Below are 19,112 nucleotides of genomic sequence, written 5' to 3' on the forward strand. Positions count from 1 at the left end.
GACACCGGCGAGCCACCAGGCCGGGGGACGCGCGAGCGCGCGCCCGGCCCGGGCGGCTCAGAGCATCGGGCGGCCGACGACCGAGGCGACCAGCCGGGCGAACTCCTCCAACCGGGCGATCTGCCCGGCGCCGCCGTCGTCGAGGGTCTTGCCGAAGCGCAGCGCGTCGTGCCGGGGCGCGCCGGCGGCCTCCTCCGGTGGCGGCGCCTCGTCCAGCGACGTGAGCAGCAGGTAGACGTCGATGCTGTCGACCCGGATGGTCCCGTCGTCGGCGCGGGTGAGCCGCCGCCGGCAGCCGACCTCGGTGACGGTGGAGACCGGCACGACCCGCAGCGACGAGGTCATCGACCCGGGCGGCCCCTCCCCCGGCGGCACGTCCTCGCCGTGCCAGAGGATCAGTCGGCTGCCGTCGCAGACGACGACCTCCTGCCACACGCCGTTGACCTCGTTGACGAACCGTTCCAGCGTGAAGCCGAGCACCGACGCGCCACGCAGCACCCCGCCGAGGGCCTCCAGCGCGATGTCCGGGTCCCGCAGGTAGGCCCGCGCCGCGGACTCCAGGTCCTGGTACGGGGACCAGTCCGGGAAGACCGCGGGCAGGTCCCCACCGCCGTAGCCCGGGTTGCTCATGCCGCCACCCCCTCCCGGTCGGCGCACCGGTGGACCGCGCGCGGGCGGGTGTGCCGTCCGCTCCTGCCAGGCCGCCCGTGACCCGTCACGGCGTGTCCATCTCCTCCGTTGCCTCGGGCCCCGCCGCGGCGGCCGCGACGGCCGCCTGCCGGGCCGCCTCCGCCTCGCGCAGCACCTGGCGGCGCTGGACGTACGCCTCGGCGCCCTTGCTCGGCTTGCGCCGCCGCGGCGGCGCGGTGACACCGGGGGCGAGCCTGCGGGCCGACACCAGGAAGGCGGTGTGCGCGACCATCCGGTGGTCGGGCCGGACGGCGAGGCCCTCGGCGTGCCAGTCGCGCACCAGGGACTCCCAGGCCCGCGGCTCGGTCCAGCCGCCCCGCTCGCGCAGCGCCTCGACCAGCTCCGACAGCTGCGGGGTGGTGGCCACGTAGCCGATGAACACGCCGCCGGGCAGGAGCGCCCGCTCGACCATGTCGAGGGTCTCCCAGGGGGTGAGCATGTCGAGGATGATCCGGTCGAAGCCGGTCTCCGGGCACCGCGCCACGTCGCCGACGTGCAGGTTCCAGGCGGGGTGCGGGCCGTTGAAGAACGACTCGACGTTGCGCCGGGCGATCTCGGCGAAGTCCTCGCGCACCTCGTACGAGTGCAGCTCCCCCTCCGTGCCGACGGCGCGCAGCAGGGAGCAGCTGAGCGCGCCGGAGCCGGCGCCGGCCTCCAGCACCTTCGCGCCGGGGAAGATGTCGCCCATCGCGACGATCTGCGCGGAGTCCTTCGGGTAGATCACCTGGGCGCCGCGGGGCATGGAGAGCACGTAGTCGGCGAGCAGCGGGCGCAGGGCGAGGAACGCGGTGCCGCCGCCGGTCGTGGTGACCACGCTGCCGTCGGGCAGACCGATGAGCGCGTCGTGCTCCAGGATGCCGCGGTGGGTGTGGAACGCCTTGCCGGGCTCCAGGGTGATCGTGTGCATCCGCCCCTTCGGGTCGGTCAGCTGCACCCGGTCGCCGACCTGGAACGGGCCCCGGCGCACCGGTGTCGGCCCGGTGCGGTCGGCGGGCAGGGGGGCGCCCGAGTCGGCCGGTACGGCGGAGGGAGTTGCGCTCACGTGTTCATCTTCCGGTCGGGTTCGAGGAGCTGGGCGAGATCCGCGATGTGCAGAACGCCGACGACATCTTCGCCTGCCGTCACGACGTACTGCGCGCCCGGGTGGGTCTGCACGGCCTCCATCACCCGTTCCCCGTCGAGTCCGACCGGCAGGGCGGGCAGGGCCGCCAGCGACCGGGACACCGCGTCCACGGCGAGCCAGGGGCGGCGCTCGGCGGGCACCGCCGCCGCGGCGGCCGGGTCGACCAGGGCGACCGGGCGGCCGGTGCCGTCGGTCACGAGGAGCGCGGCGTTCGGCGCGCCGCCCTCGGCGTGGCGGCGCTGCGCCTCGGCCAGCGGGGTGCCGGTGGGCACCGGCCAGACCGGGCGGGCGAGGCGGGCCAGGTCGATCAGCGGGAAGCGCCGGCTGACCCGGGCGTACCGGATCGACTGGCCGGCGCCGCGCCACAGGGTGAACGCGACGAGCAGCATCAGCGGCAGCGCCAGCGGGGCCAGGTGGCGGGTGAGGGTGAGCGCGGCGACGAGCAGCGCGGTGCCGGCGGCGACGGCCCGGCCCACCCAGCCGGCCACCTCGGTGCCCCGGTGCCGGTCGCGGGTCACCGCCCAGACCGCGGCGCGCAGCGCCCGGCCGCCGTCGAGCGGCAGCCCGGGCAGGATGTTGAACACGGCGACGATCACGTTGCTGACGGCGAGCTGGAACGCGAGCTGGTTGGCGACGGTCCGGTCGGGCAGGGCCAGGGTGGCCGCCACCGCGAGCACGCCGAGCACCGCGGAGACCGCCGGGCCCGCCAGCGACACGAGCAGGTCGACCCGGGGGGATGGGGCGTCCCGGTCCATCTCCGTGTAGCCGCCGAGCAGCTCCAGCGTGATGCCCCGTACGCCGATGCCGTAGCGGCGGGCGGTGAGGGCGTGGCCGAGCTCGTGCAGCAGCACCGAGCCGAGCAGCGACACCACGAACCCGGCGCCGATGACGTACCCGCCCAGCTGCGACAGGGCGAGCTGGTGGCGGGCGAACTCGGCGTACAGGACGGTCACCAGCAGGGCGAGCAGGAGCATCGAGCCGTTGAGGTGAAGGGGCACCCCGAAGACCCGCCCCAGGGTCAGGCCGGGGGTGCGGCCGGGCCGGCGCCGCGGCCGGGACGTCTGCTCCATCGGGTCGATGCTACGGACCACACCTGGGAGCACGCGCGGGGCGGCGGGGCGGGCGCTGTCACACCGGTGTCCTAACCTTCCGGACATGACGGCGGATCCGGTGACCACCCAGCAGGCCACGGCGACGGCGGAGGTGCCGGCCACGGTGCGGGCGTCGCTCTCCCCGTCGCGGGCGGCCGACTTCAAGACCTGCCCGCTGCTCTACCGGTTCCGCAGCATCGACCGGCTGCCCGAGCGCCCCACCGTCGAGCAGGCGCGCGGCACACTGGTGCACGCGGTCCTGGAGCGGCTGTTCGACCTGCCGTCCAGCGGCCGCACGCCGGCCGCCGCCGGCGACCTGGTCGCCCCGCAGTGGGACCGGCTGGTCACCGAGCAGCCGGAGCTGGCCGGGCTCTTTCCCGATGACGCCGATCCGGCCGCGCGGGCCGATTTCCTCCGCTCCGCCGCGGCGCTGCTGGAGGGCTACTTCGCGGTGGAGGACCCGCGGCGGCTGGAGCCGGCCGAGCGCGAGAGCCTGATCTCGGCGGTGGTCGACGACGAGCTGCTGATCCGTGGTTACCTCGACCGGCTCGACGTCGCGCCGGACGGCGCGCTGCGCGTGGTCGACTACAAGACCGGCGGCGCGCCCCGGGAGGCGTTCGAGGCGCGGGCGCTGTTCCAGCTGAAGTTCTACGCGCTGGTGCTGTGGCGCACCCGCGGCGTGGTGCCCCGGGTGCTGCGCCTGCTCTACCTGCGCGACGCCGAGATCTGCGACTACACCCCCGACGCGGAGGAGCTGGTCCGCTTCGAGCGCACGGTGGTGGCGCTGTGGCGGGCCATCGAGCAGGCCACCGCGCAGCAGGATTTCCGGCCCCGGCCGAGCCGACTCTGCGACTGGTGCAGCCACCAGGCGCTCTGCCCGAGCTTCGGTGGCACCCCGCCGCCGTTCCCGGTCGCGGCGGCCGACACCGACCCGCTGCGCGACGCCCGGTCCCGGCCGGCCCCGCCCGGCGCGGACGAGTGACGCCACCCGGCCGGCGGTCTCCGGGGCGGACGAGAAGCCCTCATCCCCGGGGAGGAGACGGGACTCGTCTGCGGCGACGATCACCTCGGCCGCACGGCCGCTAGCGTCGCGGTATGACCGAGCGCCCCCGGGCGGTGCTGCGCCGGCACCCGCTGGCCGCCGACGCGCTCCTCGCCGCCGCCCTGGTGGCGCTGGACGTGCTGTTCACGGTGCTGACCCCCCGCGAGTACCGGGTGGGGACGCTGCCCCAGGCGGTCGCCTTCAGCGTGCTCGGGGCCGCGCCGGTGGTGCTGCGCCGGGCGGCGCCCTGGCCGGCGGTCGGCGCGGCGGTGGTGACGCTGGTGGTGCCGGCGTTGACCGGGCGGGGCCCCACGGCGCAGGCCCTGTCGTTCATCGTGCTGACCTACACCCTGGCGGCACGGCGGCCGGCCCGGGCGGCCGCGCTCGCGACGGCGCTGCTCTGGGGGCCGGTGGTGCTGGCCGGCCTCGTCGCCCCGGCCCGCGAGGTGCCGGCCGCCGGCCCGGCCTTCCAGGTGCTGAACAACCTGCTGGTGGGGCTGCTGTCGTACGCGGTGGGGCGGGTGGTGCACGCCCGCAAGACGGCGACGGAGGCGCTGCGGGAACGCGCCCGGGTGGCCGAGGAGCGGCAGCGGGCGCTGGCCGAGCAGGCGGTCGCCGACGAGCGCCGGCGCATCGCGCGGGAGCTGCACGACGTCGTGGCGCACCACGTGAGCGTGATGGGGGTGCTCGCCACCGGGGCCCGCCGGGTGCTGCGCCGCGACCCGGACGCGGCCGACGAGGTGATCGGCACGATCGAGGAGACCGGCCGGGCGACGCTGCGCGAGCTGCGCCGGCTGCTGGACGTGCTGCGCACCGAGGCCGAGCCGGCCGCCGAGCTCGCGCCGCAGCCGGGCCTGGCGGGCATCGACCTCCTGGCCGAGCAGGTACGCGAGGCGGGCCTGCCGGTGACGGTGCGGGTCGAGGGCGTTGCGGGGCCGGTGGAGGAGGGGGTGGAGCTGGCGGTCTACCGGATCGTGCAGGAGGCGCTGACCAACGTCCTCAAGCACGCGGGGGCGGCGACCGCCGAGGTCCGCATCGCCTACGAGGAGGCGGCGGTGGAGGTGGAGGTGACCGACACCGGGCGCGGCCCGGCGCCCGGCGCGCCGGGGACGGGGCACGGGCTGGTGGGCATGCGGGAACGTGTCGGGCTCTACGGTGGTGTCCTACGCGCCGGCGCGCGCTCCGGCGGCGGCTTCCGGGTGTACGCGAGGATCCCGGTGGAGCAGCCGGGGTCGGTGCCGGCGTGACCGGGTGGGACAGGGAGGCGGAGTTGACCGATCGGGCGGCACGGCCGGTACGCGTCCTGCTCGCCGACGACCAGCCTCTCCTGCGCACCGGGTTCCGGATGGTGCTGGGCGCGGAGGGTGACCTGGACGTGGTCGCCGAGGCCGGCGACGGGGTGGAGGCGGTGGACCTGGCCCGCCGGCTGCTGCCGGACGTGGTGCTGATGGACATCCGGATGCCCCGGATGGACGGGGTGGCGGCGACCCGGGCGATCGTCGACGCCCGCCTGCCGGTGCGGGTGCTCATCCTCACCACCTTCGACCTCGACGAGTACGTGGTGGGGGCGCTGCGGGCCGGCGCCAGCGGGTTCCTGGCCAAGGACGTGCCCGCCGAGGACCTGGTGACGGCGATCCGCACGGTGGCCGCTGGGGAGGCCGTCGTGGCGCCGCGGATCCTGAAGCGGCTGCTGGACCGCTTCGCCGACGTGCTGCCGGACCCGTCGGCGGCGCCGCCGCGCTCGCTGGCCGCGCTGACCGACCGGGAGCGGGAGGTGCTGGTGCAGGTGGCGCGGGGGCTGTCCAACGCCGAGATCGCGGCGGAGCTTTCGGTGAGCGAGACGACGATCAAGACCCATGTGGGGCACGTGCTGACCAAGCTGGGGCTGCGCGACCGGGTGCAGGCCGTGGTGCTGGCGTACGAGACCGGCCTGGTCCGCCCCCGGGGGTAGCCGGCGGCGCCGGTCTACGCCCGCCGGCGTACCCGAAGCTCCGCCCACCGTCCGACGAACCTGTTGTCGTCGTCACGTACCGTGACCGCAGACGGCCCGGCACTGTTGACTCTCACGCGGCGTGAGCTCGTAGCGTCGGGCCTCGCGCCGTCCGGTGACGGCTGCGCGGCGGGCCCGGTGACCTGCGGTGATCAGGGGCAACCCTGAGTCGGGATCGGGGGCACCCGCAGCGCGGAAATCCGCGCCGGCTCCGCCCGGAGGTGGACGGATCCGGGGCGGGAAGCACGGACGATGGGACTGCCGGGCCGATTCCAGCGGGGGGCGGCGCGGATCAACCGGATGAACGAGGGAGAAGACGTGACCGCGACGGTAGGCCAGCAGGCGCAGGCCGCGGCCCGGGCGAGCGACGTGTGGAAGGTGTACGGCAGCGGCGAGGCACAGGTCGTCGCGCTACGGGGGGTCAGCGCCGAGTTCGAGCGGGGCCGGTTCACGGCGATCATGGGCCCGTCCGGGTCCGGCAAGTCGACGCTGATGCACTGCCTGGCCGGTCTGGACACGGTGACCCGGGGGACGGTGTCGATCGGCGACACCACGGTCACCGGCCTCGGCGACGCCGGGCTGACCAAGCTGCGCCGCGACAAGGTGGGCTTCATCTTCCAGCAGTTCAACCTGCTGCCCACGCTGAGCGCCAAGGAGAACATTCTGCTGCCCCTGTCGATCGCCGGGCGCAAGCCGGACCCGGCCTGGTACGACACGGTGATCGACACGGTCGGTCTGCGGGACCGGCTCGACCACCGGCCGGCGCAGCTCTCCGGCGGCCAGCAGCAGCGGGTGGCGTGCGCGCGGGCGCTGGTCAGCCGCCCCGAGGTGATCTTCGCTGACGAGCCGACGGGCAACCTGGACTCCCGCGCCGGCGCGGAGGTGCTCAACTTCCTGCGCAACTCGGTGCGGGAGCACGGGCAGACGATCGTCATGGTGACCCACGACCCGACGGCCGCCGCGTACGCCGACCGGGTGGTCTTCCTGGCCGACGGCCAGATCGTCTCGGAGCTGATCGAGCCGACCGCGGAGACCGTGCTGGACACCATGAAGAAGCTGGACGCGCCGACCGAGGTGAACGGCTGATGGTCCGGGCGACGCTCAAGAGCCTGCTGGCGCGGAAGCTGCGGCTCATCCTCTCCGGCCTGGCGGTCGTGCTGGGGGTGATGTTCGTCTCCGGTGCCTTCGTGCTGACCGACACCCTCGGGCGCACCTTCGACTCGGTCTTCGCCGACGCGTACGAGGGCGTGGACGTCAACGTGGCGGCCAAGCCGAAGATCGCGATGTCGGAGATGGAAGGCGAGCAGAGCGCGCCGCCGTTGCCGGCGGCCGTCGTGGAGAAGGTCCGCGCGGTGCCCGGGGTGGCCGAGGCGACGGGCATCGTGGCAGCGGACGGTGCCCGGCTGATCGGCAGCAACGGCAAGGCGGTGGCCTCGTTCGGCCCGCCGCAGCTCGGCGAGAACTGGACGGGTGAGTCCGACCTGGTCCAGCTGCGGGAGGGGCGCGGCCCCGACAACGACACCGAGATCGTGATCAACAAGGGCCTCGCCACGGCGGGCAAGGTCAAGCTCGGTGACCGGGTCGGGGTGCTCACCCCCATGGAGCCGAAGCAGGAGTTCACCATCGTGGGGATCTTCGGCTACAGCGGTGACCGCGACTCCATCGGCGGCTCCAACGAGATCATGTTCACCACGCCGGTGGCGCAGCGGCTGATGCTGGGCGAGCCGAACACCTTCAGCAACGTCTCCGTGACCGCGGCCGACGGGGTGTCCCCCGACTCGCTGCGCGACTCGGTGGCCTCCGCGGTGGGCGACACGTACGTGGTGAAGACCGGCGAGCAGCTGTCGAAGGAGGCCGCGGAGGGCTTCAAGGAGGCGCTGTCGTTCTTCAACCGCATCCTGCTCGGGTTCGCGGCGGTGGCGCTGCTGGTCGGCACCTTCCTGATCCTCAACACCTTCTCGATCATCGTGGCGCAGCGCACCCGCGAGCTGGCGTTGATGCGGGCCGTCGGCGCCAACCGGCGGCAGATCGTCGGCTCGGTGGTGCTGGAGGCGGTCGCGGTGGGCCTGATCGCCTCGGTGCTCGGCCTGGCGGCCGGCATCGGCATCGGCGCGCTGCTGGCGTGGCTCTTCGGCAACCTCGCCGGGGGGCTCAGCCTGGCCGGGCTCGGCGTGCCGCTCTCCGCGGTGATCGGGGCGTTCGCGGTCGGTGTGGTGATCACCGTGGTGGCGGCGCTGCTGCCGGCGCTGCGGGCCTCGCGCATCCCGCCGATCGCGGCGATGCAGGACGTGGCCACGCCGGACCGGCCCCTGACCAAGATCACGGTGGCCGGTGGCCTGGTCACCGCCGTGGGCGCGGTGCTGCTCTTCCTCGGTCTCACCGGCAACGCCGGCGGCAGCACGCTGGTGACGATCCTCGGCGGCGTGCTGTTCGCCTTCATCGGGGTGGCGCTGCTGACGCCGCTGATCAGCCGGCCGGTGGTGAGCCTGCTCGGGGCGATCTTCGCCTGGTCGGTGCCGGGCAAGCTGGGCCGGCTCAACTCCGGGCGCAACCCGCGCCGCACCGCCATCACCGCGGCCGCGCTGATGGTCGGCATCGCCCTCGTCACCGGCGTGACGGTGATCCTGGACTCGGCCAAGAGCAGCATCAGCGGCCTCGCCCAGGACAGCATCAAGGCGGAGCTGGTGATCGCCGGGGTGCAGAGCGGGCCGCGGCCGCCGACCTTCGACCCGGCGGTGCTGGAGAAGACGGCCGCCATCCCGGGCGTGCAACTGGTCGACGGCGAGTACGGCGACATGGCCGTCGTCGGCGGCGAGCGCACCTGGGTGGGTGCGAGCAGCAACGACAGCGCCCTGCGGCAGATCTTCGGCGCGAAGCCCACCGCCGGTGACATCGACCGGCTCGCGCCCGACCAGATGCTGGTCAGCTCGGACACGGCGAAGGCGCGCGGGCTGTCGGTCGGCTCGACGGTGCCGGTGCAGCTGGCGCGGGGCGAGAGCCGCACCTACACGGTCAGCGGCATCTACGAGAGCAGCCAGCTGACCAACCCGGTCGTGCTGCCAGCGGAGGCCACCCGCGACTTCGCCATCCCGCAGCCGATCCAGGGCTACATCCAGCTGGCCCCGGGCACCCCGGTCTCCAGCGTGCAGCCGCAGGTGGAGGCGCTGCTCGCCGACTCGCCCGAGGTCTCGGTCGCCGACCGGGACGCGTTCATCGAGCAGCAGGCCGGCCAGCTCGACGGCCTGCTCACCATGATCCAGATCCTGCTGGCGCTGGCGATCGTGATCGCGGTGCTGGGCATCGTCAACACCCTGGCGCTGTCGGTGCTGGAACGCACCCGGGAACTGGGCCTGCTGCGGGCCATCGGCCTGCGCCGGGCGCAGACCATGCGGATGATCACGGTGGAGGCCGTGGTGATCTCGGTCTTCGGCGCGCTGCTCGGCGTCGTCGTCGGCGCCGGCCTCGGCGCCGCGGTGGTCGAGGCCCTCAAGGACGAGGGGATCACCGACCTGATCCTGCCGTGGTCGCAGATGGGGATCTTCCTCGGGCTCGCCGCGCTCGTCGGCGTGATCGCGGCGGTCCTGCCCGCGGTCCGGGCCGCCCGGATCAACGTCCTGGGCGCGATCGCGCACGACTGATCCACCACGACGTGGGCCCCTGCCGTCGGCAGGGGCCCACGTCGTGCGCTCCGGCGCGGGCGCGCCTCACTCCCCGACGGCCCGCTCCCCCAGCAACGCGGCGAGCAGCTCCAGGTCGGCCGCGGTGAGGCTCTCCAGCTGGCGTACGCCCGCCAGCTCCGGCAGCGGCGCCTCCGGCACGGCCAGCACGGCCGCCCCGGCAGCCAGCGCGCTCGCCACGCCGGTCGGCGAGTCCTCGATCGCCACGCAGCGCGCGATCGGCACCCCGAGCAGCCGGGCGGCCGTCAGGTACGGCTCCGGGTCCGGCTTCGGCGCCACCACCTCGTCGCCGCAGACCACCACGTCGAAGCTGTCCCGCCCCAGGGTGTCCAGGGCCACCTCGACCAGGGGCCGGCCGCTGGAGGTGACCAGCGCGGTCGGGATGCCGGCCGCGCGTACCGCCCGCAGCAGCGCCATGGCGCCGGGGCGCCAGCGCAGCCCGCTGCGGAACAGCTCGAGGATCCGCCCGTCGATCCAGGCGGCGCTGGCCGCCGGGTCCCGCTCGGGCTGGCCCAGGTCGTCGTGGAGGATGCGCATCGAGTCGGCCATGCTGGTGCCGACGATCGCCTTGCGGGCGTCGTCGGAGAGCGTGCCGCCGTACGACTCGGCGAGCTCCTGCAACGCGACGTCCCACAGCTTCTCGCTGTCGACCAGCGTGCCGTCCATGTCGAAGAGCACGGCGGCGGGGTGACGGCTGTTCGGCGGGTCCTGCGACATCCCGGGATCCTCTCAGGGCCGCACCCGGCCGGCCCCCGCGGCACCCGCCCGGGTGACCCGGGTCAACCTCAGCCCAGCCCGCAGGCCTCGAGCGAGCGCTCGTAGCCGCGGAAGAACGACTCGGTGCGCTGCTCCGCCGTGCCGTGCGAGCCCTCGGCGAACCACGGCTGGTCGGGGTCGTCGCCGACCGCGGCGAGGCCTTCCCGGAACTCCTCCAGGTCACCCTCGGCGAGGGTCAGCGTGCCCTGCCGGACCGAGTCGCCGAGGTACGCCCCGGCCATGCAGTCCGCCTGCAGCTCCTGCTGGATGGTGAAGTCGTAGCGGATGCCGAGGCGCACCTGGATGCCGTGGGCGTACTCGTGGCCCAGCAGGTAGAACACGAACGCGTCGCCGACCTGCCGGAACGCGCCCACCGACCAGGCGACGTCGTACGCGATGAAGTCGCCCTGCGAGCAGTAGACCGCGTTGTTGCGGGGCAGCGCCTGACCGCCGCAGGACACCTCCCCCGCCCGCTGGTAGGGGATGATGCGCCGGATCGGCCGGAACGCCTGCCCCGACGCCCGGAAGCGGGCCGCCCAGTAGCGCTCGGCCACCGCCTGCGCGTCGGCGACGTCCTGGGCGAACTCCTCCACGCTCGTCGTGCCGTCGGCGCGGGTGGTGGTCGCGTCGGGCGCCGCCGTGGGAGGCGGCGGCGCCGGCTCCTCGCCCTGCGGCCCGCTCACCCCGCCGACGAAGCAGCCGCCGACGGCGAGCATCGCCGCGACCAGCCCGGCCAGCGGGCCACGAGACCGACGTGCCGAGTGTCTCCCCACGGTGCCCTCCCCGGCGTCCACGCTGCCGCATCCAGTACCCCGGCGGCACGTCGCTCATGCGAAATGATCCACTACCCGGCCGGTCAGTCCGCCGCCGGCGCCCGGTCGCCGTCGCGCGACGTCGGCCCGCCGGGCGTCGGCCGCGTGACGGGGGTCCCGGGGCCTGGTGTACGCGCGGGCTGCCCGGGCCGGGGTGCCGGCGGGGTGAACATCGCGGCCACCTCCTCGGGGCTGCGTCCCTCCCAGCCCTCGAAGTGCCATCGCCCGGGCATCCGGCGCAGGGTCAGCCGGGCGCGCAGCTTCGACGGCGGGAGGTCGAGGGCGCGACGCGCGAGATCCTCGAAGTACATGTGGTAGTTCGCGTCGTTGCGCCGCCGCCGCTCGTTGGCGATGTACGGCGACAACCTCGCCCACGAGCGCAGGATCGACCCGCCCATCGCGCTGGTGGGCACCACGTCGTCGATGACGTTGTTGGCCACCAGGAGCCCGACCGTGTTGAAGAAGCCGGCCACCGCCATGACGTGCCGCCGCGCCTCGCCGTCGAGCTGGGACGTCCCGGTCTCCGCGGGCGGATACTCCGCCCAGAGGCGGTGTTGCAGATAGTCCAGGTGCTCCTTGAACACGGGGTCCCGGAACTCCGTGAAGATGTCGACAATCACCGGCAGCAGGTTGTTGTGTCGCATCAGGCGCGCCTGCCGCAGCGCGAGCACCGTCGAGACGATCACCGCCAGCAGGGAGAAGGCCAACGTCAGGACGTTCATGAGTTGAGCGCCGTCCATCCACCCGCCTCTGTCGCGCCGCCGCGGACCGGCACCGATGCTAGGCGCGGCCGGCAACCGTCCACAACGTCAGCCCGTTGACCCGCCGATGTCCGGAACGCAGCGGCGGCGACGACGTCTCCGGTGAGCGGCGCCACCCGGCGTCGGCGGAAGGAGCACACCGTGAAGTACATGATCATGCTGTACGGCTCGCAGCAGGACTACGACGTCCTCAGCGGGCACCCCGGCGACAAGCCGGCGATGTCGCCGGAGCAGGTGGCGGCCATGCACGCCCACATGGAGAAGATCCACCAGGCGTTGGCTGAGTCCGGTGAGCTGGTCGACGCCCGCGGGCTGACCGCGCCCGTGCACGCCCGCCGCGTGCAGCTCAACGGCGGCCTGCCGGTGGTGACCGACGGACCGTACCCGGAGACGCAGGAGGTGCTCGCCGGCTACACGATCGTGGAGTGCGCGAGCTTCGACCGGGCCACCGAGATCGCCGCCGGCTTCGTGAACCCGGACGCCTCCGGGGAGTACGTCGACGTGCGGCCGGTCCTCGACGGCGTCGAGGACCTGGCCGGCTGAACGTGTGCGGGACGGGGGTCGAGGACCTGCTGCGCGATCTGGCGCCGCAGGTCCTCGGCGCGCTCGTACGCCGCTACGGCCACTTCGACACCGCAGAGGACGCCACCCAGGAAGCGCTGATCGCCGCCGCGACGGGGTGGCCGCGCCACGGCGTACCGGAGAACCCCCGCGCCTGGCTGATCACCGTGGCCGCCCGGCGGCTCACCGACCTGCTGCGGCGGGAGCAGGCGCGGGCACGGCGGGAGGCGACCGTCGCCCGGTGGGCGCTGCCCGCCGACCGGGTGGCGCCGGCCGCCGACGCACCGCCGTCCGACGCCGACGACAGCCTCATCCTGCTCTTCCTGTGCTGCCACCCGGCGCTGTCTCCCGCGTCGCAGATCGCGCTCACCCTGCGCGCGGTGGGTGGGCTCAGCACCGCCGAGGTGGCCCGTGCGTTCCTCGTGCCGGAGGAGACGATGACCCGGCGGATCAGCCGCGGCAAGCAACGCATCCGCGACAGCGGCGTGCCGTTCCGGATGCCCACCGGCCCGGAGCGGCGCGAGCGCCTCGCCGCCGTCCTGCACGTGCTCTACCTGGTCTTCAACGAGGGCTACACGCGCACGTCCGGGCCGGGCCTGCTCCGCGCCGACCTGGCCGCCGAGGCGATCCGGCTGGCCCGGCTCGTGCACCGGCTCCTGCCCGACGATCCTGAGGTGACCGGTCTGCTGGCGCTCATGCTGCTCACCGACGCGCGGGCACCGGCCCGGATCGGCCCGCAGGGCGAACTGGTGCCGATGGGCGAGCAGGACCGCCGCCGGTGGAAGGCCGACCAGATCGCCGAGGGCGTCGCGCTCGTCAGCGACGCACTCCCCCGCGGAAACGTCGGGCCGTACCAGCTCCAGGCGGCCATCGCCGCCCTGCACGACGAGGCGCCCAGCGCCGCCGAGACCGACTGGGCGCAGATCACCGCCCTGTACGAGGTGCTCCGGCGCGTCGCCGACAGCCCGGTGGTGGCCCTCAACCACGCCGTCGCGGTCGCGATGAGCCGCGGCGCGCCGGCCGGGCTGGCCCTGCTCGACGCGCTGGCCGCCGAGGGCCGGCTCGCGCACGACCCACGGCTACCGGCCGCCCGGGCCCACCTGTTGGAGCGCCTCGGTGACCGTGCCGCCGCGCGGGACGCGTACCGCACGGCCGCCGCACGGTCGACGAACCTCGCGCAGCAGCGCTACCTGCACGCCCGCGCCGACCGGTTGGCCGGCGGCGACTGACCGGACACCGGTGTGGCGAGATGGCGGTGGGGCCGGTCGGCCACGGGCCCGCCCGGGGCGGACACGGGCGGGGCGTACCGGGCCGGACGCGCGCCCGGGCCGTGCCGGGCCGGTCAGGGACTGGCGGCGAGGAACACGAACGCGGCGAGCAGTAGCAGGTGCCCACCCGCCTGGAGCAGTGTGGCCCGCCCCGGCACCACGGTGAGCACGCCGGTCACCGCGGTCAGCGCGAGCAGCACGAGCTGGGTGCCGCCGAGGCCGAGCAGCAGCGGCCCCTCCAGCCAGATCGAGGCGATCGTGATGGCCGGGATGGTGAGCCCGATGCTCGCCATCGCCGAGCCGAGGGCGAGGTTCAGGCTGATCTGCACCCGGTCGCGGCGGGCCGCCCGCGCCGCCGCGATGGTCTCCGGCAGCAGCACCAGCAGGGCGATGATCACACCGACGAACGACTGCGGCAGGTTGGCCGCCGAGACCCCCGCCTCGATGGCCGGGGAGACCGTCTTGGCGTCCCCCACCACGGCCACGAGGGCGACCAGCAGCAGACCGAGGCTGAACAGGGCGGCCCGGTTGCTGGGCGGGCTCGCGTGCGCCTCGGTGTCGACCACCCGCCCCTGCGGGTCGACCGGCAGGAAGTAGTCCCGGTGCCGCCCGGTCTGCACCATCACGAACAGCAGGTACAGCGCCAGGGACGCCACCGCGGCGAACGTCAGCTGGGCCGGGCTGAACTCCGGCCCGGGCCGGCTCGTGGTGAACGTCGGAAGGACCAGGCTCAGCGTCGCGAGGGTGAGCACCGTGGCGAGCGCGCCGCCGGTACCCTCCGAGTTGAAGATCGCCACCCGGCGGCGCAGGGCGCCGAGCAGGAGCGAGAGGCCGAAGATGCCGTTGCAGGTGATCATCACGGCGGCGAAGACCGTGTCCCGGGCCAGCGACTGCGTCTTCTCCCCGCCGCTGATCATCAACGTGACGATGAGCGCCACCTCGATGACCGTCACCGCCACGGCCAGCACCAGGGAGCCGAACGGCTCACCCACCCGGTGCGCCACCACCTCGGCGTGGTGCACCGCGGCCAGCACCGCCCCCGCGAGGAAGCCCGCCACCACGACGGTCACGGCGAGCGGCAGGTCGCGGCCCCAGGTGAACGCCAGGAGCAGCACGGCCAGCAGGGGTACGACGACGGTCCAGTCGGTCAGGCGGGAGCGCAGAGAGACGGCCATCCGTCAACTCTGCCAGCAAGGTGGATCATGCGCCCACGCTCTCCGTCGGAGGGTGGTGGAGGGTGAGCACAGGGTGTGACGACGAGCGCGGCGGGAACGTCGGCGGGATGACTGATCCGTCGGAGCTGGCGCGACGCGCTCTCCAGCGAATCCATGAGGCTGCCGTCCGGCATCGGGACCCCGAGCTACACCGCGCGGCCGACGACATCGTCCGGGCCGCCCTGGCCAGGGGCCTCGACCCGGGCCCCGTCGAGTCGTACCGCCCCTGCCCCGTCTGTGGCGCCGAGGCGGGTCAACTGTGCATCAGCGTCCCCGGGCGTCCCGTGGCCCGAGGCGAGATGCACCCTGAACGCACCACCTAGGTGAACCCCGGCCTTGTCCCCGGATCGCCGACCTGCTCGCGCCACGGGCCGACGCGGTCACCGTGTCACTTGGCGTTGAAGTAGCTCGCCTCCGGGTGGTGCACCACGATCGCGTCGGTGGCCTGCTCCGGCATGAGCTGGAACTCCTCCGACAGCTGCACGCCGATCCGGTCCGCGCCGAGCAGCTCGACGATCTTCGCCCGGTCCTCCAGGTCGGGGCAGGCGGGGTAGCCGAACGCGTACCGGCAGCCCCGGTAGTCGGTGCGCAGCAGACCCGCCAGGTCCGCCGGGTCGTCGTCGGCGACCGTACGCCCCCCGGGCAGCGTCAGCTCCGCGCGCACCCGCTTGTGCCAGTACTCGGCGAGCGCCTCGGTGAGCTGCACGGACAGCCCGTGCACCTCCAGGTAGTCGCGGTACTCGTTGCGGGCGAAGAGCTTCGCCGCGTACTCGCTGACCGGCTGGCCGACCGTGACCAGCTGCAACGCCACCACGTCCAGCTCCTCGCCGCGCGGGCGGAAGAAGTCGGCCAGGCAGAGCCGGCGCTCCTGCCGCTGCCGGGGGAACGAGAACCGGGCGCGTTCGCTGTGGCCGTTCTCGTCGAGCACCACCAGGTCGTTGCCCTCGGAGTAGGCCGGGAAGTAGCCGTACACGACGGCCGCCTCGAGCACCTGGTCGGCGATGAGCCGGTCCAGCCAGTAGCGCAGGCGCGGGCGCCCCTCCGTCTCCACCAGCTCCTCGTACGACGGGCCCTTGCCGCCCCGCACGCCGCGCAGCCCCCACTGGCCCAGGAACGTGGCCCGCTCGTCGAGCAGCGCCGCGTAGTCGGCCAGCGGCACACCCTTGACGACCCGGGTGCCGAAGAACGGTGGGGTGGGCACGTCCACGTCCCGCGCCACGTCGGAGCGGACGGAGGCGTCGTCCAGCGCCGGCAGCGAGTCGGTGACGATCGCCCGCTGCCGCTCCCGGCGGGCCCGGCGCGCCGCGAGGGCGGCCTCCCGCTCCGCGTCGACCACCGGCGCCCCGCCGCGCTTCGCCGCCATCACCCGGTCCATGAGGGACAGCCCCTCGAACGCGTCCCGCGCGTAGTGCACCTGGCCGGGGAACATCGACCGCAGGTCGTCCTCGACGTACGCCCGGGTCAGCGCCGCGCCGCCCAGCAGGACCGGCCAGCGCTCCGCGACCCCGCGACTGGCCATCTCGGCCAGGTTCTCCTTCATGATGACCGTGCTCTTGACCAGCAGCCCGGACATGCCGATCGCGTCGGCCCGGTGCTCCTCGGCGGCGTCGAGGATGGCGCCGATCGGCTGCTTGATGCCGATGTTCACCACCTCGTAGCCGTTGTTGGACAGGATGATGTCCACGAGGTTCTTGCCGATGTCGTGCACGTCGCCCTTCACCGTGGCGAGCACGATGCGGCCCTTGCCGCCGTCGTCGGCCTTCTCCATGTGCGGTTCGAGGTACGCGACCGCGGACTTCATCACCTCGGCCGACTGGAGCACGAACGGCAGCTGCATCTGCCCCGAGCCGAACAGCTCGCCGACCACCTTCATGCCGTCGAGCAGCACGTCGTTGATGATCGACAACGGGGTGCGCCCCTCGGCCATCGCCGCGTCCAGGTCGGCCTCCAGGCCGTTGCGCTCACCGTCGATGATCCGCCGCTTGAGCCGCTCCTCCAGGGGCAGCGCGGCCAGCTCCTCGGCCCGGGTGGCGCGCGCCGAGGCGGCGTCCACGCCCTCGAAGATCTCGATGAAGCGCTGCACCGGGTCGTACCCCTCGCGCCGCCGGTCGTAGACCAGGTCGAGCGCGACCTCGCGCTGCTCCTCCGGGATCTTCGACATCGGCAGGATCTTGCTGGCGTGCACGATCGCGGAGGTCAACCCGGCCTGCACGCACTCGTGCAGGAACACGGAGTTCAGCACCTGCCGGGCCGCCGGGTTGAGGCCGAACGACACGTTCGAGACGCCGAGGGTGAAGTTGACCCCCGGCCACCGGCGGGCGATCTCCCGGATCGCCTCGATCGTCTCGACGCCGTCGCGGCGGGTCTCCTCCTGCCCGGTGGCGATCGGGAAGGTCAGCGCGTCGATCAGGATGTCCGCGCGGCGCATCCCCCACCGGCCGGTCAGGTCCTCGATGAGCCGCTCGGCGACGCGCACCTTCCACTCCCTGGTGCGCGCCTGGCCCTCCTCGTCGATCAGGAGCGCCACGACTGCCGCACCGTGCTCCCGGACCACCGGCATCACCCGCGCGTACCGGGAACCGGGGCCGTCGCCGTCCTCGAAGTTGACGGAGTTGACCACGCACCGGCCGCCGAGCATCTCCAGCCCCGCCTCGATCACCGCCGGCTCGGTCGAGTCCAGCATGATCGGCAGCGTGGACGCGGTGGCGAACCGGCCGGCCAGCTCCCGCATGTCCCGCGTGCCGTCGCGCCCCACGTAGTCGACGCACAGGTCCAGCAGGTGCGAGCCGTCCCGGGCCTGCCCCCGGGCGATCTCCACGCACGCCTGCCAGTCGCCGGCGAGCATCGCCTCCCGGAACGCCTTCGACCCGTTGGCGTTGGTGCGCTCCCCCACCATCAGCACGCTGGCGTCCTGGGCGAACGGCACGTGGTGGTAGATCGAGGAGACGCCCGCCTCCGGCGCCGACCGCCGGGCCACCGGACGGGCGCCGCGCACCCGCTCCACCAGCACCCGGATGTGCTCCGGCGTGGTGCCGCAGCAGCCGCCGACCAGCGCCACGCCGTAGTCGCCGATGAACTGCTCCAGGGCGTCGGCCAGCTCGACCGGGCTCAGCGGGAAGTACGCCCCGTCGGCGGTCAGCACCGGCAGGCCGGCGTTCGGCATCACCGAGACCGGGATCCGCGAGTGCTGAGACAGGTAGCGCAGGTGCTCGCCCATCTCCGCCGGACCGGTCGAGCAGTTGAGGCCGATCAGGTCCACCCCGAGCGGCTCGATGGCCGTCAGCGCGGCACCGATCTCGCTCCCCAGCAGCATCGTGCCCGTGGTCTCCACGGCCACCTGGCAGATGATGGGGACGTCCCGGCCCAGCTCCGCCCGTGCCCGCTTGGAACCGACCACCGCGGCCTTGACCTGGAGCAGGTCCTGACACGTCTCGATGATCAGGGCGTCCGCGCCGCCGGCGATCAGCCCCGCCGCGTTCTCCTGGTAGGCGTCGCGCAGGCTCGCGTACGAGGCGTGGCCGAGGGTGGGCAACTTGGTGCCCGGCCCCATCGAGCCGAGCACGTAGCGCGGCTGCTCCGGCGTCGCGTACCCGTCGGCGGCCTCCCGGGCCAGCCGCGCCCCCGCCTCGGAGAGCTCCCGGATCCGGTCGGCGATGCCGTACTCGGCGAGGTTCGGCAGGTTGGCGCCGAAGGTGTTCGTCTCGACGCAGTCCGCGCCGGCGGCCAGGTACGCCTCGTGCACGCCGCGCACCACGTCCGGGCGGCTGACGTTGAGGATCTCGTTGCAGCCCTCGTGGCCCTCGAAGTCGTCGAGGGTGAGGTCGGCGGCCTGGAGCATGGTGCCCATCGCCCCGTCGGCGACGAGGATCCGGTCGGCCAGCGCGTCGAGAAACGGAGTCTGCACGGCTTCAGGCTAATGCGGTGAACGGCGCACTGATCCCCGCTGGCGCGCCGTCCCACATTCTGTCAGCTGGATCACTCTGTCCGGTTCCACCGCCGACGCCCCGTCTCGTCCCGCACCCCGACCGGCGCGGCCGACGGGCCCCATCCTCGCCCGGCACGTAGGCTACGGACGTGAAGGAGAACAGGGACGCCAGGGTGCACCACCGGCGGACCGGGCTCGGCCG

Annotated in this window: 16 protein-coding genes; 8 read left to right on the forward strand and 8 right to left on the reverse strand. The window is 73.9% G+C overall.

Translation table 11 applies throughout. From position 1 onward, the window contains the following. Positions 1–57: 57 nt before the first annotated feature. The 3 genes from SM573_RS24570 to SM573_RS24580 all read right to left on the reverse strand — a co-directional run bounded on the left by SM573_RS24570 (position 58) and on the right by SM573_RS24580 (position 2,883). Positions 58–630, reverse strand: coding sequence for a hypothetical protein (locus tag SM573_RS24570; RefSeq protein ID WP_474609489.1), 573 nt, complete (start codon positions 628–630; stop codon positions 58–60). Positions 631–715: 85 nt separating this feature from the next. Continuing rightward, positions 716–1,732, reverse strand: coding sequence for a tRNA (adenine-N1)-methyltransferase (locus tag SM573_RS24575; protein WP_474609488.1), 1,017 nt, complete (start codon positions 1,730–1,732; stop codon positions 716–718). Beyond that, complete coding sequence (locus SM573_RS24580; RefSeq protein ID WP_474609487.1) at positions 1,729–2,883, reverse strand: site-2 protease family protein; 1,155 nt, start codon at positions 2,881–2,883, stop codon at positions 1,729–1,731. Before SM573_RS24580 ends, SM573_RS24575 begins: the two co-directional genes overlap by 4 nt. 85 nt (positions 2,884–2,968) lie before the next feature. Here SM573_RS24580 and SM573_RS24585 point away from each other — a divergent pair, with 85 nt between their 5' ends. The 5 genes from SM573_RS24585 to SM573_RS24605 all read left to right on the forward strand — a co-directional run bounded on the left by SM573_RS24585 (position 2,969) and on the right by SM573_RS24605 (position 9,574). Then, complete coding sequence (locus SM573_RS24585; protein WP_474609486.1) at positions 2,969–3,886, forward strand: RecB family exonuclease; 918 nt, start codon at positions 2,969–2,971, stop codon at positions 3,884–3,886. Positions 3,887–3,999: 113 nt separating this feature from the next. Next, positions 4,000–5,193, forward strand: a complete 1,194-nt coding sequence (locus tag SM573_RS24590; RefSeq protein ID WP_474609485.1) for a sensor histidine kinase — start codon at positions 4,000–4,002, stop codon at positions 5,191–5,193. 23 nt (positions 5,194–5,216) lie between these two features. Next, positions 5,217–5,897 carry a response regulator gene (locus SM573_RS24595; protein WP_474609484.1) on the forward strand — a complete coding sequence of 227 codons (681 nt, stop codon included), beginning with the start codon at positions 5,217–5,219 and terminating at the stop codon, positions 5,895–5,897. A gap of 357 nt (positions 5,898–6,254) precedes the next feature. Further along, on the forward strand, positions 6,255–7,022 hold the full coding sequence (locus tag SM573_RS24600; RefSeq protein WP_474609483.1) for an ABC transporter ATP-binding protein: 768 nt from the start codon (positions 6,255–6,257) through the stop codon (positions 7,020–7,022). Then, positions 7,022–9,574, forward strand: coding sequence for an ABC transporter permease (locus SM573_RS24605; protein ID WP_474609482.1), 2,553 nt, complete (start codon positions 7,022–7,024; stop codon positions 9,572–9,574). The genes SM573_RS24600 and SM573_RS24605 overlap by 1 nt, the downstream gene beginning before the upstream one ends. 66 nt (positions 9,575–9,640) lie before the next feature. Here SM573_RS24605 and SM573_RS24610 read toward each other — a convergent pair whose 3' ends face one another. The 3 genes from SM573_RS24610 to SM573_RS24620 all read right to left on the reverse strand — a co-directional run bounded on the left by SM573_RS24610 (position 9,641) and on the right by SM573_RS24620 (position 11,921). After that, the gene (locus SM573_RS24610; protein WP_474610241.1) at positions 9,641–10,291 is read right to left on the reverse strand and encodes an HAD family hydrolase; all 651 of its coding nucleotides are present in this window, start codon (positions 10,289–10,291) and stop codon (positions 9,641–9,643) included. Between the two features lie 107 nt (positions 10,292–10,398). After that, complete coding sequence (locus SM573_RS24615) at positions 10,399–11,142, reverse strand: neutral zinc metallopeptidase (RefSeq protein ID WP_474609481.1); 744 nt, start codon at positions 11,140–11,142, stop codon at positions 10,399–10,401. Positions 11,143–11,225: 83 nt separating this feature from the next. Continuing rightward, positions 11,226–11,921 (reverse strand): DUF4760 domain-containing protein, encoded by a 696-nt coding sequence (locus SM573_RS24620; protein WP_474609480.1) that lies wholly within the window; start codon positions 11,919–11,921, stop codon positions 11,226–11,228. A gap of 171 nt (positions 11,922–12,092) precedes the next feature. On the opposite strand from SM573_RS24620, the gene SM573_RS24625 reads away from it, so the two are divergent. Beyond that, positions 12,093–12,485, forward strand: coding sequence for a YciI family protein (locus SM573_RS24625; protein WP_474610240.1), 393 nt, complete (start codon positions 12,093–12,095; stop codon positions 12,483–12,485). 2 nt (positions 12,486–12,487) lie between these two features. Beyond that, complete coding sequence (locus SM573_RS24630; protein ID WP_474609479.1) at positions 12,488–13,732, forward strand: RNA polymerase sigma factor; 1,245 nt, start codon at positions 12,488–12,490, stop codon at positions 13,730–13,732. A 113-nt stretch (positions 13,733–13,845) separates the two neighbouring features. Here SM573_RS24630 and SM573_RS24635 read toward each other — a convergent pair whose 3' ends face one another. Then, positions 13,846–14,946 (reverse strand): calcium:cation antiporter, encoded by a 1,101-nt coding sequence (locus SM573_RS24635; RefSeq protein WP_474617168.1) that lies wholly within the window; start codon positions 14,944–14,946, stop codon positions 13,846–13,848. Positions 14,947–15,053: 107 nt separating this feature from the next. On the opposite strand from SM573_RS24635, the gene SM573_RS24640 reads away from it, so the two are divergent. Continuing rightward, positions 15,054–15,308 (forward strand): zinc finger domain-containing protein, encoded by a 255-nt coding sequence (locus tag SM573_RS24640; protein WP_474609477.1) that lies wholly within the window; start codon positions 15,054–15,056, stop codon positions 15,306–15,308. Between the two features lie 65 nt (positions 15,309–15,373). Here the strand turns inward: SM573_RS24640 and metH are convergent, their stop codons facing one another. After that, a complete protein-coding gene (metH, locus tag SM573_RS24645; protein ID WP_474617169.1) occupies positions 15,374–18,889 on the reverse strand; it encodes a methionine synthase in 3,516 nt (1,171 codons plus the stop codon). Between the last annotated feature and the right edge of the window lie 223 nt (positions 18,890–19,112).

The organism is Micromonospora xinjiangensis (assembly GCF_056150165.1).